A 12,578-nucleotide genomic window follows, 5' to 3' on the forward strand; every position below is an offset into this window, starting at 1 on the left:
TCGGCCGATTTACTAGGAGCCTGTCGGATTTGACCGATCGTCGCGAGAATCACGGATTTCGAGACAAGTTTATCGATCTGATGAGGCGAATAGCCCGCTATTTAACGAATCAGATCGAATAAAATTGGCCGAAAGCCCGGGTTTCGTAGCAGATCAGCGTTAAGTCCGACAGGCTCCTAGCGCTGACGCCCATGCCACGGTACCCTGACGCGGTTTCCGGAGGTTGTTGCCTTGCGCCGACAGCCGCACGCTCAAAGATGGAGAATCCATGGTGCACTCCTCAAACGGGGGGCTTTCCCCCATTCCAGAGCTGATCGAGGATATCCGCCAGGGGCGGATGGTCATCCTCATGGATGATGAGGATCGCGAAAATGAAGGCGATATCATCATGGCGGCGGAGAAGGTCGAGGCTGAGCACATCAATTTCATGGCCCGCCATGCGCGGGGGTTGATCTGCCTGCCGATGACCCCTGAGCGTTGCGAGCGACTGCAGCTGCCCTTGATGGTGACCGGCAACGGGTCCGGCTTCGGTACCAAGTTCACGCTGTCCATCGAGGCCGCGGAAGGGGTCACCACGGGCATTTCGGCGGCCGATCGGGCCCGCACCGTTCAGGCGGCCGCCGCGCGCAATGCCAGGCCGGAGGATCTGGTGCAGCCTGGCCACATCTTTCCGCTGATGTCGGAGCCGGGTGGCGTACTGCGGCGTGCCGGTCACACCGAGGCGGCCTGCGATCTTTCGGCACTGGCCGGCCTGGATCCCAGCGGCGTGATCTGCGAGGTCATGAACGACGATGGCAGTATGGCGCGTCGCCCTGAACTCGAGCGTTTTGCCCGGGCGCATGGCCTGAAGATGGGCACCATCGCCGACCTGATACACTACCGTATTCACAACGAGCAGACCGTGGAGCTGGTCGAGAACCTACCGGTGCAGACGCCGCACGGCGAACTGCAGCTGCATGTCTTTCGCGACCGTATTCAGGGCGCCCATCACCTTGCCCTGGTCAAGGGGGATCCGCAGCCGGAGGCCATGACTACGGTGCGGGTTCACCTGACCAATGTGATGCGGGATCTCCTGTCGCTGCAGTCGGGCGAGCACGATAGCTGGACGGCCCATGAAGCCGTGGCGGAGATCGCCCGGGCCGACCAGGGGGTATTCGTGCTGCTGGATGACGGCCGGCCGCGGCCGGACCTGCATGATCTGCTCGAGCAGTTTCTGGAGCGCCGACGGCCGCTGCGCACCACGGATTCCGACGGTGCCGGAAACTACCTGACCATCGGTACTGGCTCGCAGATGCTGCGCGAGCTCGGCGTTGGCCGCATGCGCCTGCTGAGCTCGCCCTGGCGCTTCTCCGCGCTGTCCGGCTTTGACCTGGAGGTCATCGAGCGTGTCGAGCCGAATGGCACAACCGTCAACGAGGGCGAGCACTGAGCGCGCCACCACTCAAGCAGGAATGGTAGGCTGCTGAACCGGCGTGCGCGGCGAGGATGTCGTCAGCAGGCCCTACCGGATTCACCAGGAACAGAACATGCAACCGATTTCTCAAGTCGAAGGAAGCTTCGTCGATGTCGATGGCCGCTACGTGATCGTGGTGGGCCGCTTCAATCATCATGTGGTCGACAGCCTGGTCGAGGGCGCCGTTGACAGTCTGACCCGCCATGGCGTGGATGAAGCCAATATCGACATCATTCACACCCCGGGGGCCTGGGAACTGCCGCTGGCCGTTCAGCGGGCGCTGCGCGTGGTGCAGCCGGAGGCGGTCATTGCCCTGGGCGCGGTGATCCGTGGCGGTACCCCACATTTCGAGCATGTGGCCGGTGAGTGCAATTCGGCCCTGAGCCGCCTGCAGCTGGAGTTCGAGACGCCGGTCGCCAATGGTGTCCTGACGGTCAACTCCATCGAGCAGGCCATCGAACGTGCCGGGACCAAGGCCGGCAACAAGGGAACCGAAGCTGCCATGGCGGCGATGGAGATGGTCTCGCTGATGCGTGCCATGCCCTCCCAGCCGGACGGAGAGACGTCATGAGCGGCAAGCAGCGTCAGCCGTCCAGGTCACAGCAATCGCGGCGCGCCGCGCGCGAACTGGCCGTTCAGGGCCTGTATCAATGGCACATGACGGGCAAGTCGGTGACGGCCTTGGAGGCCGAGTTCCGTAGTCAGGTGGCCGACGAGGACCTGGAGGATCACGAGAACTGGCGCAAGGTGATGGAGATCGCCGATCTGGCACTGTTTCACGAGTTGCTGCACGGTGCGGTGAGCCACCAGGACGCCCTGGACGATCATCTGACACCGGTGCTCGACCGCGGTCTGGATGAGCTGGATGCCATTGAGCTGGCGATTCTTCGCCTTGGCGCCTACGAGCTGGGGTATCGCATGGAAGTGCCGTATCGCGCCGCCATCAACGAGGGAGTCGAGCTGGCCAAGTCCTTCGGCGCCACGGAGGGGCACCGCTATGTCAACGGCATTCTCGACAAGCTAGCGATCAAGTTGCGTACCGCCGAGGTCGAGGCGCGTCGTCGCTGAAGGCGGTGGTCCGAATGCATAGCGAATTCGCCCTGATCAACCGTTTCCTAGCGCCCGACCCGAATGTGCCGGTTTCCGGTGTGTCCCTAGGTGTCGGCGACGATGCGGCCCTGCTGGAGCCCGCCGCCGGGCAGCGCCTGGTGGTCAGTGTCGACACCTCCATGGTGGACGTGCACTTCCCGGCCGCTGCGCCGGCGCATGCCATTGGTCACCGCGCCCTGGCCGTCAGCCTGAGTGATCTGGCGGCCATGGGGGCCAGGGCGCGCTGGTGCCTGATGTCATTGACCCTGCCGGAGCCCGATGAAGCCTGGGTGAAGGCCTTCGCCGAGGGTTTTCATGCCCTTTGCCACAGCAGCGGTGTCGGGCTGGCGGGGGGTGATGTCACCCGGGGAGAGCTGGCGATCGGCGTCACCGTCATGGGCGAGGTGCCGCCGGGCGAGGCGTTGACGCGCGCGGGATCCCGGCCCGGTGACTGGCTGGCCGTGACCGGCTCCCTGGGAGGCGGTGCCGGCGGGCTGGCGAGTTGGCAGGCAGGCGAGCGTGACCTGACCGCGGCGTTGCTGAGTCGCTATCTGCTACCCGTGCCGCGGCTTTCCGCCGGCCGGGCGCTGCGTGGCCTGGCGAGTGCCGCCATCGACATTTCCGATGGTCTGCTGGCCGATTTGGAGCATCTTTGCCAGGCCTCCGGGGTCGGGGCCGAGCTCTGGCCCGGGGCGCTGCCAATGGCCGAGGGGCTGGTCGACGAATGGGGCGAGGCCGCGGCCCGGCAGGCGGCGCTGAACGGTGGTGATGATTACGAGTTGCTGGTAAGTATGCCGCCGTCCTTCCTTGAGCCTGCCCGGCAGCGGCTCGCCGAGCTGGGCGTGGCACTGACCGTGATCGGTCGCTTCACCACTGAACCCGGCCTGACCGGCGTCGACGCGCCGGTATCGTCGGGCTGGCAGCATTTTCCGGGAGACAGGCCATGAATCGGGCTCCTCAGAGCGTCTGGCGTCGACCGGCCCATTTTCTGGCGTTCGGGTTCGGCAGCGGGGCTGTGCCCTTTGCCCCGGGCACCTTCGGCACCCTGGCGGCGATCCCTTGTTACTGGCTGCTCTCGGAGCTGCCCCTGGGCTGGTACCTGCTGGTCGTGGCGGTGGCGTTCATCTGGGGCATCTGGCTGTGCGACAAGACCTCCCGCGATCTTGGTGTGCACGATCACTCGGGCATCGTCTGGGATGAATTCGTCGGCTACTGGCTGACCATGGCCGCCGTGCCGTTTTCCTGGGAGGCGGCGATTTGGGGATTCGTGGTCTTTCGGGTGTTCGATGTCTTCAAGCCCTGGCCAATCCGTTGGGCGGACCGGCGTGTGGCGGGTGGCTTCGGCATCATGATCGATGATGTGCTGGCAAGCGTGTACGGCTGGAGTACCATGCATCTGTGGCTCTGGTTGCATTGAGTCGGTCAGCCATTCCCCCCTGAATAGCTCGGGCCCTGTTGTCGGGCCGACGAGGAGCAGTCAATGCGCAAGGAACGGCTGGTCGTGCCGGTCATCGTGGTTGTGGCATTGACCTGGGCTGTGGCACAGACCCTGGCCAGTCTGATGTTCGAGCGCGAGCTGTCACGGGCCATGCGCGACCTGCAGGCACGCGGCGAGCTCTCCATCTGGCGAAGCGAGGCGGATCAGGGGTGGCTGACATCGACCGGTGTCATCCAGCTGGCGCCGCTATTTGGCGAGTTTTGGAACCTCGAGATCCATTATCGAGCCCGGCACGGCCTGCTCAGCACGCGCATGGAAGGCACCCTCGTGCCCCAACTCGACGGGCTGGCCCCGGGAGTTTCGCCACGACCTTCCTGGGAAGCCCGATATCATACGCTTTCCGGGACGTTCGACGGCAGCATGGAGCTTTCACCGCTGGCGTTGCGCCAGCAGTCACGCACCTTCTCGCTGCGGGGTCTGCGCCTGGCCGTGCAGGGCGAGTTCGGTAACTGGAGCGGGCGCGCTCATATCGACTCGGCGTGTCTCGAAGATGGGGATACCTCTCTCGAGGCGGGGCCCATCACGCTCGACAGTCGTTATGCCTATGTCGACGGTGCCTACCACTTTACTCAGCGCGACCTGCTCAAGATTCAGGGCCTCGAATGGCGATCCCCCGACCTGTCCCTGGATGCCGAGCCAATCGTGCTGCACAGCCAGACCGAGCTGGATGAAGCGGAGCTGCGCGTGCGTTCAGAGCTGCGACTGGGCCGGATCATGTCGGCCGAGCAGGTGTTGCTCCAGGGCTCGCTGGTGGCCGAGCTGTCTCGCCTCGATGGGGATGCCCTGCGTTCCCTGCTGGCCCGGCTGAAACGGGCCACTGCCCGCGGCGGTGCCGGTCTGCAAGGGCGGGACCTGCTGGCTTACCTGGCCGCGGACATGCGTCAGCTGATGAGCGACTCACCGCGCCTCGACCTTCCTGCCGTGGCCCTCGACAGTCCCATGCTCGGCCTGACGCTGGATGGCGAGGGCGCTCTGATCTTCGATGGACGCGATCTGGCCGCGCTCGAGCCGGAGCTGCTCTACACCGAGGCGGAGCAGAACACCTGGCGCGAGCGCCTGGATGGCGACTTCCTATGGCAGGACCTGCCGGCCGTGGTCTCGCTGTGGCTCGGCCTGCCGCTGGACACCCCGGACCTTCAGGTGGATGTGGTCAGTGGTCGAGTGCGTCTCAACGGCCGCCCCCTGGAATCCTTCCTGCCCCTTCGACCATGACTTGAAGTTTCCGTTTCTCGCCCGCATTCCCTGATCATTACGGGGCAAACTATCCCGTCCCTTCCGGATGAGGTACGCATGAGCGACGACAACGATCAAGGTTTCGAACAGGACGGCCTGGAGTGGATCCAGGTCGAGGAAAGCGAGGAAGCCCTGCAACCCGGCAGCGGCATGGGTCAGGCGGTGGTGCCGGCGAGTGACAGCCTTCCCGAGCGGCTCTATCTGCTGCCGGTGCACAATCGCCCCTTCTTTCCTGCCCAGGTGCAGCCGCTGGTCATCAACCGCGAACGCTGGGAAGAGACCGTTCAACGCGTCGGCAACACGCCTCACCAGATGGTGGGTCTGGCGTTCGTCGGCGAGACCGGGGTGGAGGAGCTCGGCCACGGGGATTTCCCGGAGGTCGGCACTACCGTCAAGGTCCACAAGCTGCAGGGCGAAGATGCCCAGATCCAGTTCATCGCCCAGGGCATGCGCCGCTTTCATATCCAGCGCTGGCTGTCCAAGGAGCCGCCGTATCTGGTTGAGGTCAGCTACCCTTGGGAGCCGGTGGAGCCCGAGGAAGACGAGACCCGCGCCTATGCCATGGCCCTGATTAACGGCATCAAGGAACTGCTGCCGATCAACCCCCTGTATGGCGAGGAGCTCAAGCACTACCTCAATCGCTTCAGCCCGCATGAGCCGGGCCCGCTGGCCGACTTCGCCGCGGCCATCACCTCGGCCAAGGGCCCAGAGCTTCAGGACGTGCTGGCCACCCTGCCGGTGATCGAGCGCATGCAGAAGGTGCTGCCCCTGCTGCGCAAGGAAATCGAGGTGGCCCAGCTGCAGAGCGAGATCAGCGAGCAGGTCAATGCGCAGATGCAGGAGCGCCAGCGGGAGTTCTTCCTGCGTGAGCAGCTCAAGATCATTCAACGCGAGCTGGGTATCTCCAAGGACGATCGGGAAAACGATGTCGACACCTTCCGTGCGCGTCTGACCGACAAGGTCGTGCCGGAGCGGGCCATGGAGCGCATCAACGACGAGCTCGACAAGCTGTCGGTGCTGGAGACCGGCTCGCCGGAGTATGGCACCACGCGACACTACCTCGACTGGCTGACTTCGCTGCCCTGGGGCATCACCAGCGATGACCAGCTTGACCTGGCGCATGCGCGCACGGTCCTGGATCGCGACCATGATGGCCTCAAGGACGTCAAGGAGCGCATTGTCGAGTTCCTCGCCGAGGGCACCTTCAAGGGCGATGTCGGCGGCTCCATCCTGCTGCTGGTGGGCCCGCCCGGGGTCGGCAAGACTTCGGTCGGCCGCTCCATCGCCGAGGCCCTGGGGCGCGAGTTCTACCGCTTCTCGGTGGGCGGCATGCGTGACGAGGCCGAGATCAAGGGCCATCGCCGCACCTACGTAGGGGCCATGCCCGGCAAGCTCGTCCAGGCACTCAAGGAGGTCGAGGTCGAGAACCCGGTGATCATGCTCGACGAGGTCGACAAGATGGGGCAGTCCTTCCAGGGCGATCCGGCCTCGGCGCTGCTGGAGGTGCTGGACCCGGAGCAGAACATCGACTTTCTGGATCACTATCTGGATGTGCGGCTCGACCTGTCCAAGGTGTTGTTCGTGTGCACGGCCAATACCCTGGACTCCCTGCCGCCGGCCCTGCTGGATCGCATGGAGCAGATTCGCCTCTCCGGCTACATTGCCGAGGAAAAGATGGCGATCGCCAAGCATCACCTCTGGCCGAAGCTGCTCAAGCGTGACCAGATTCCCAAGAAGCGCATCAACCTCACCGATGCCGCACTGCGCCAGATCATCGAGGGCTATGCCCGCGAGGCCGGGGTGCGGCAGCTCGAGAAGCAACTGCATCGAATCGTGCGCAAGGCGGCGGTCAAGTTGCTGGAAAACGGCCAGCAGACAATCAAGGTCTCGGTGAAGAACCTCGAGGAGTTCCTCGGCGCGCCGACCTTCCGCAAGGAAAAGGTCATGAAGGGCGAGGGCGTGGTGACCGGCCTGGCATGGACCTCGATGGGCGGTGCCACCCTCTCGGTGGAGGCCGGCAAGGTGCACGCGCTGGATCGTGGCTTCAAGCTCACCGGCCAGCTCGGCGAGGTCATGAAGGAGTCGGCGAACATTGCCTACAGCTATGTGCTGGGCCACCTGACCGAATACGGCGCTGATGCCGACTTCTTCGATTCGGCCTTCGTGCACCTGCACGTGCCGGAAGGCGCCACCCCCAAGGATGGCCCCTCGGCCGGCGTGACCATCACCACGGCCCTGCTGTCGCTGGCGTGTCACGAGCCTCTCGACCGGCCGCTGGCGATGACCGGGGAGCTGACGCTGACCGGGCAGGTCCTGCCGGTTGGCGGCATTCGCGAAAAGATCATTGCGGCGCGTCGCAGCGAGATCTTCGAGGTGATCCTGCCGGACGCCAACCGGCGTGACTACGAGGAGTTGCCGGACTACCTGCGCGAGGGCATGACGGTGCATTTTGCCGGTCATTATAGGGATGTGGCCAGGGTGGTGTTCGCTTAGTCACGAGATGCGAGATACGAGATACGAGATACGAGATACGAGATACTAGTTGCGAGGCGTGAGGCGTGAGGCGTGAGGCGTGAGGCGTGAGGCGTGAGGCGTGAGGCGCGCAGCCAGTGGATGGGTTGCCGTCGTTGCGCACGGTGCCATCGTTCTGATCGCTGCTAGCCGCGCTATCGAAAGTCTTCCATGCTGTTGCGGTAATCGATAAAGGTGTCGCGACGCTGGGCGATCTGCGCCAGGGTCGTGTCGTCACCCTGCTGTTCGGCAATGTCCCTGGCGATCTCCAGTTGCTCGATGCCCTGGTCGATTCGCCCCGTCAGTTGCAGTTGCTCGGCACGGGCAACATGCCCTAGGGCCTTGCGCCCGCTGTGGCCGGCGGCCTCGGCGAGCAGGGCGAATACCCGGGGATCCTCGCGGCGATCGTTGGCCAGGTCGCGCAGCACCTGATAGGCCGCATTGGCGTCCCGCTGAAGCAGTGCCTCGCCGAGCACCAGGCGGGCCGGAAAGTACCCTGGCATCAGGCGCAGTTGCTGGCGGCTGCGGGCAATGGCCTGTTCGACGAGGCCGGTTTCCAGCGCGATGTCGGCGGCGGTGGCCGGCAGCAGGGAAAGATCGGGGTGCTGTTCGGACAGGGCATCCAGGCTTTCCAGTGCGCTTGAAGGGCGGCCTTCCTCGGCATCGATCAGCGCCTGCAGGTAACGCCGGGCATCCTGAGGGACGTCATCCTTTTCCAGACGCGTTTGCGCCTGACGCGGGTCACGGTGATGAATGGCCAGCAGGCTTCTGGCACGCACCAGTTGATACGCCAGGCTGTCAGTTCGCAATGCCTCGGTGGCCAGCTGATCGACCCGGCTCTGGGCGTCGCTGATGCGCGACTGGGTGACCGGATGGGTGAGTAGAAACTCCGGTGGGTTGCCGCCCTGCAGGGAGATCATGCGTTGCATGGTACGGAACATGTCGACCATGGCCTGGGGGGCATAGCCGGCGCTGGCCATGATCTGCAGGCCACGGCGGTCGGCTTCGTGCTCGAAACGCCGCGAGTAGGCCAGCTGGTCCTGGACGAAAGCCGCCTGGGAGCCCATGGCGGCGGCGATGCCGGCATCCCCGCCGCCACCGGCGGCGATCAGCATGCCGGCCAGCATGGCGGCCATGGTGGGGATCTGGGTCTGTTCGGCCCGGGCCTTGCGACGGGCATAGTGGCGTTGCTCGAGATGCCCCAGCTCGTGGGCGACCACCGACACCAGCGACGCCTCCTGCTCGGCAAAGGCGAACAGGCCGGCATTGATGCCGATCACGCCACCCGGCACGGCAAAGGCATTGAGCCGCGCGCTGCCGACCAGAGTGGTGATGGGTTCGATGCCGCTCAAGCTAGTATGCGGCAGCAACCTGGCTACCAGGGCTTCCACGTAGGCCTGGGTGATGGGGTCATCCCAGGCGCTGGCATGGGCGCGAAACTGGCGCAGCCAGGTCCGGCCGAGGCGGATCTCCTCGCCACTTACCGCCTGAGTATTGCTGTTGACCAGCGTTGGTAACTCGGGTGGTTCCAGGTCCAGATCCAGGGCTTTACTCGGGATGGCCAGGGTCAGGCACACCATCGCCATGCCAAGGCAGGTTGCGAGTCGTCGTAGCATCTTGGTCTCGTCAGGGAGTGGCCGGGAAATGGTAGCAGTCACTGGGTATCTGACATTGCCTCAAGGGTCAAAGTGCCTTTAAATCCCCAGGGGCGTCGGTGGCATTGCCCCGACCCTGCGAGGCCGACCCCCATACCACCCGGGAGACACCATGACGCTGCAAGCCGATGAAGTGCTGGATGCACAAGGTCTTTCCTGTCCCTTGCCGCTACTCAAGGCCAAGCAGGCGCTGGCGGCGATGGCGGCGGGGGAGTTGCTGGAAGTCCAGGCCACGGATGCCGGTTCCTGGCGGGACTTCGAGTCCTTCATCGCCCAGAGTCGCCACCAAATGCCGGCCCGTGAGGTGCGCGGGGATGTTTATCACTACTGGATCCGCAAAGCGGGGGAGCAGGCCCCATGACCCTGAAGTCGCTGTTTCGTGGCTGGGTGGAGCGCTATTTCTCCGACGAGGAAGCCGTCATCCTGCTGTTGGTGCTGGCGTTGGGTTTCGCCGTGGTCATCTGGCTGGGCCAGATGCTGGCACCCTTCCTGACGGCCCTGGTTCTCGCCTTTCTGCTCCAGGGGGCGGTGAACGGGCTGACCAGGCGCCGGGTGCCGCACATGCTGGCGGTGCTCATTGTCTTTCTGGGGTTTCTGGGCCTGCTGCTGGCGCTGGCACTGGTCCTGCTGCCGTTGATCTGGAACCAGCTGGTCAACTTTCTCCAGGAGACCCCGCGCATGTTCGCCAGTGGGCAGTCGCTGCTGGATGACCTGCAGAGCCGCTACCCTCAGTTGGTGACGCCGGATCAGATCCAGTCCTGGATCGGCATGGCCGGGCGGGAAGTGACCCAACTGGGCCAGCGGGCCCTGACGCTGTCGCTGTCGTCCCTGGGCAATGTGCTCTCGGTGATCATTTATCTGGTACTGGTACCGATTCTGGTCTTCTTCATGCTCAAGGACCGCGACCGGCTGGTCGGCTTTACGGTGTCGCTACTCCCGCAAAACCGCAAGTTGATGAAGCGTATCTGGCAGGAAATGGATGATCAGATCGCCAACTATGTGCGCGGCAAGTTCATCGAGATCATCATCGTGGGTGGCGTTGCCTTTTTTACCTTCATCTTCTTCGGCCTGCCATACTCGGCCTTGCTGGCGGTTCTGGTCGGGCTCTCGGTTCTGGTGCCGTATATCGGAGCGGCGGTCGCCACTCTGCCCGTGGCCGCCGTGGCGGGTTTTCATTTCGGGATCAGCGACCAGTTTGTCTATGTCCTGGTGGCGTATGGCGTGATCCAGGCGCTGGACGGCAATGTGCTGGTCCCGGTGCTGTTTTCCGAAGCCGTGAACCTGCACCCGGTGTCGATCATACTGGCCGTGCTGTTCTTTGGGGGGATCTGGGGGTTCTGGGGCATCTTCTTTGCCATTCCCCTGGCCACTTTGCTCAAGGCACTGGTTTATGCCTGGCCAAGGGGTATTCAGCAGCGCCGTGAAGAAGTGTCACTGGAACAGCCTGTTGACCCGTGACGTGATCCCGGCCGGGCTGGCGGCGGGCCGGGACGGTGAGCGATCAGGGTCGCTGCTGAGGGTCAGACAATGTCGGACCGCCGCATGAGAGGGCTGGGTCACTCGCCGGCATGCAGGGCCTGCGCCGCCTCCAGCACTTCCTCGACATGGCCCTTGACTTTGACGCCACGCCATTCGCGCGCCAGCTTGCCTTCGCTGTCGATCAGGAAAGTGCTGCGCTCGATACCCAGATGCTCCTTGCCGTAGAGCTTCTTGAGCTTGATGACATCGAACAGCCGGCAGACGTTTTCCTCCTTGTCGGAAATCAACGTAAAGTTGAATCCCTGTTTGGCTTTGAAGTTTTCCTGGGCGCGAATGCCGTCCCGGGAAACGCCGATGACAACGGTGTTGGCGGCATCGAAGGCGGCCTTGTGGTCGCGAAAATCACCGCCTTCGGTGGTGCAGCCGGGCGTACTGGCGCGGGGGTAGAAATAGATCACGACCTGCTGGCCACGCAGGGCCGATAGGGTCAGTTCGCGGTCGCCGGTAGCGGTGGCGGTGAAATCGGGCACGGGCTGGCCGAGGCTTATGCTCATGATGTCTCCTTTCGGGTGGTGTCGCCGACTCGCCAGATTACACGCAACCTGAAGCAAACTGTAAAGTCGCCGCTGTACAGCTCCCGGCGGCCTGAGTACCATTTGAAGTTTATCGGCAAGATATCGACCGGGCGCCAGCCCGCATGTCACCAGGCAGGCCGGGAGGATGAGCAGAAGATGATCACGGGTAGCATCGTCGCACTGGCGACACCGATGAAGACAGGTGGCGAGATCGACTGGGAGGCATTGCGTCGCCTGGTGCATTTCCACCTCGACAATGGCACCGATGGCATTGTCGCGGCCGGCACCACCGGCGAGCCGACGACGATGTCATTCGCCGAACATTTCGACGTGATTCGCGCCGTGGTGAAAGAGGTCGGCGGTCGCGTTCCGGTCATCGCCGGCACCGGCTCGAACAACACCACCGAGGCGGTGGAGTTGACCCGTTACGCCAAGGAGGTGGGCGCCGATTACTGTCTGACGGTCGCCCCCTACTACAACAAGCCCACCCAGGAAGGGCTCTATCAACATTTCAAGTCGATTGCCGAGACCAGTGACCTGCCGGTCATCCTGTATAACGTACCCGGCCGCACCTGCTCGGATATCTACAATGAGACCGTGCTGCGTCTGGCAGAGGTCGACAACATCATCGGCCTCAAGGATGCCACCGGTAACCTGGAGCGCGCCGAGGATCTGATCGCGCGCCTCGAGGGCAGTGGCTTCATGCTCTATTCCGGTGATGATGGCACGGCCTGTGACTTCATGTTGATGGGCGGCCATGGCGATATCTCGGTGACCGCCAATGTGGCCCCCCAGGCCATGCATGAACTCTGCGCTGCCGCCGTATCCGGCGAGACCGATAAGGCGCATCAGATCAACACGCGCTTGATGCCGTTGCACACCTATCTGGGTATCGAGGCCAACCCGATCCCGGTCAAGTGGGCCCTGCATCGCATGGGGCTGGTCGAGCCGGGCATTCGTCTGCCGCTGACCTGGCTTTCCGAGAAGTATCATTCCACTGTCAGCGAGGCACTTCAGCTGGCAGGGCTGATAGAAGACTGAGTGGTGGCCGAGGCCATCTTTGATGATATGACGCAAGGTGGACG

General features: G+C 63.9%; 12 protein-coding genes. 10 read left to right on the forward strand and 2 right to left on the reverse strand.

Annotation, left to right across the window (positions count from 1 at the left end):
* Window positions 1–268: 268 nt before the first annotated feature.
* The 7 genes from ribBA (at window position 269) to lon (ending at window position 7,766) form a co-directional block, all read left to right on the forward strand.
* A complete protein-coding gene (ribBA, locus tag QWY74_RS08445; protein WP_264824105.1) occupies window positions 269–1,429 on the forward strand; it encodes a bifunctional 3,4-dihydroxy-2-butanone-4-phosphate synthase/GTP cyclohydrolase II in 1,161 nt (386 codons plus the stop codon).
* 97 nt (window positions 1,430–1,526) lie between these two features.
* On the forward strand, window positions 1,527–2,024 hold the full coding sequence (gene ribH / locus QWY74_RS08450) for a 6,7-dimethyl-8-ribityllumazine synthase (RefSeq protein ID WP_264824104.1): 498 nt from the start codon (window positions 1,527–1,529) through the stop codon (window positions 2,022–2,024).
* Window positions 2,021–2,521 (forward strand): transcription antitermination factor NusB, encoded by a 501-nt coding sequence (gene nusB, locus QWY74_RS08455; RefSeq protein ID WP_264824103.1) that lies wholly within the window; start codon window positions 2,021–2,023, stop codon window positions 2,519–2,521. The genes ribH and nusB overlap by 4 nt, the downstream gene beginning before the upstream one ends.
* Window positions 2,522–2,535: 14 nt before the next feature.
* Window positions 2,536–3,489 carry a thiamine-phosphate kinase gene (thiL, locus tag QWY74_RS08460; protein ID WP_290314137.1) on the forward strand — a complete coding sequence of 318 codons (954 nt, stop codon included), beginning with the start codon at window positions 2,536–2,538 and terminating at the stop codon, window positions 3,487–3,489.
* The gene (locus QWY74_RS08465) at window positions 3,486–3,959 is read left to right on the forward strand and encodes a phosphatidylglycerophosphatase A family protein (protein ID WP_264824101.1); all 474 of its coding nucleotides are present in this window, start codon (window positions 3,486–3,488) and stop codon (window positions 3,957–3,959) included. Before thiL ends, QWY74_RS08465 begins: the two co-directional genes overlap by 4 nt.
* A 63-nt stretch (window positions 3,960–4,022) precedes the next feature.
* Window positions 4,023–5,252, forward strand: coding sequence for a DUF945 family protein (locus QWY74_RS08470; RefSeq protein WP_290314138.1), 1,230 nt, complete (start codon window positions 4,023–4,025; stop codon window positions 5,250–5,252).
* A gap of 78 nt (window positions 5,253–5,330) precedes the next feature.
* Entirely contained in the window at window positions 5,331–7,766 is a 2,436-nt protein-coding gene (gene lon / locus QWY74_RS08475; RefSeq protein WP_290314139.1) for an endopeptidase La, read from the forward strand.
* A 173-nt stretch (window positions 7,767–7,939) separates the two neighbouring features.
* Here lon and QWY74_RS08480 read toward each other — a convergent pair whose 3' ends face one another.
* The gene (locus tag QWY74_RS08480; protein ID WP_290314140.1) at window positions 7,940–9,400 is read right to left on the reverse strand and encodes a M48 family metalloprotease; all 1,461 of its coding nucleotides are present in this window, start codon (window positions 9,398–9,400) and stop codon (window positions 7,940–7,942) included.
* Between the two features lie 151 nt (window positions 9,401–9,551).
* Between QWY74_RS08480 and QWY74_RS08485 the strand changes: the two genes are divergently transcribed.
* Complete coding sequence (locus QWY74_RS08485; protein WP_264824097.1) at window positions 9,552–9,800, forward strand: sulfurtransferase TusA family protein; 249 nt, start codon at window positions 9,552–9,554, stop codon at window positions 9,798–9,800.
* A complete protein-coding gene (locus QWY74_RS08490) occupies window positions 9,797–10,897 on the forward strand; it encodes an AI-2E family transporter (protein ID WP_264824096.1) in 1,101 nt (366 codons plus the stop codon). The genes QWY74_RS08485 and QWY74_RS08490 overlap by 4 nt, the downstream gene beginning before the upstream one ends.
* Before the next feature lie 98 nt (window positions 10,898–10,995).
* Here the strand turns inward: QWY74_RS08490 and QWY74_RS08495 are convergent, their stop codons facing one another.
* Entirely contained in the window at window positions 10,996–11,472 is a 477-nt protein-coding gene (locus tag QWY74_RS08495) for a peroxiredoxin (RefSeq protein WP_290314142.1), read from the reverse strand.
* Between the two features lie 177 nt (window positions 11,473–11,649).
* Here QWY74_RS08495 and dapA point away from each other — a divergent pair, with 177 nt between their 5' ends.
* Window positions 11,650–12,534 (forward strand): 4-hydroxy-tetrahydrodipicolinate synthase, encoded by an 885-nt coding sequence (dapA, locus tag QWY74_RS08500; protein WP_264824094.1) that lies wholly within the window; start codon window positions 11,650–11,652, stop codon window positions 12,532–12,534.
* Window positions 12,535–12,578 lie beyond the last annotated feature (44 nt).

The sequence above is a fragment of the Halomonas almeriensis genome (assembly GCF_030409235.1).
GTDB lineage: Bacteria > Pseudomonadota > Gammaproteobacteria > Pseudomonadales > Halomonadaceae > Halomonas > Halomonas almeriensis.

What these genes read in the sequence shown, in the direction of transcription:
- ribBA (WP_264824105.1), top strand. Translation starts at nt 269, where the DNA reads ATGGTGCACTCCTCAAACGGGGGGCTTTCCCCCATTCCAGAGCTGATC.
- ribH (WP_264824104.1), top strand. Translation starts at nt 1,527, where the DNA reads ATGCAACCGATTTCTCAAGTCGAAGGAAGCTTCGTCGATGTCGATGGC.
- nusB (WP_264824103.1), top strand. Translation starts at nt 2,021, where the DNA reads ATGAGCGGCAAGCAGCGTCAGCCGTCCAGGTCACAGCAATCGCGGCGC.
- thiL (WP_290314137.1), top strand. Translation starts at nt 2,536, where the DNA reads ATGCATAGCGAATTCGCCCTGATCAACCGTTTCCTAGCGCCCGACCCG.
- QWY74_RS08465 (WP_264824101.1), top strand. Translation starts at nt 3,486, where the DNA reads ATGAATCGGGCTCCTCAGAGCGTCTGGCGTCGACCGGCCCATTTTCTG.
- QWY74_RS08470 (WP_290314138.1), top strand. Translation starts at nt 4,023, where the DNA reads ATGCGCAAGGAACGGCTGGTCGTGCCGGTCATCGTGGTTGTGGCATTG.
- lon (WP_290314139.1), top strand. Translation starts at nt 5,331, where the DNA reads ATGAGCGACGACAACGATCAAGGTTTCGAACAGGACGGCCTGGAGTGG.
- QWY74_RS08480 (WP_290314140.1), bottom strand. Translation starts at nt 9,400, where the DNA reads ATGCTACGACGACTCGCAACCTGCCTTGGCATGGCGATGGTGTGCCTG.
- QWY74_RS08485 (WP_264824097.1), top strand. Translation starts at nt 9,552, where the DNA reads ATGACGCTGCAAGCCGATGAAGTGCTGGATGCACAAGGTCTTTCCTGT.
- QWY74_RS08490 (WP_264824096.1), top strand. Translation starts at nt 9,797, where the DNA reads ATGACCCTGAAGTCGCTGTTTCGTGGCTGGGTGGAGCGCTATTTCTCC.
- QWY74_RS08495 (WP_290314142.1), bottom strand. Translation starts at nt 11,472, where the DNA reads ATGAGCATAAGCCTCGGCCAGCCCGTGCCCGATTTCACCGCCACCGCT.
- dapA (WP_264824094.1), top strand. Translation starts at nt 11,650, where the DNA reads ATGATCACGGGTAGCATCGTCGCACTGGCGACACCGATGAAGACAGGT.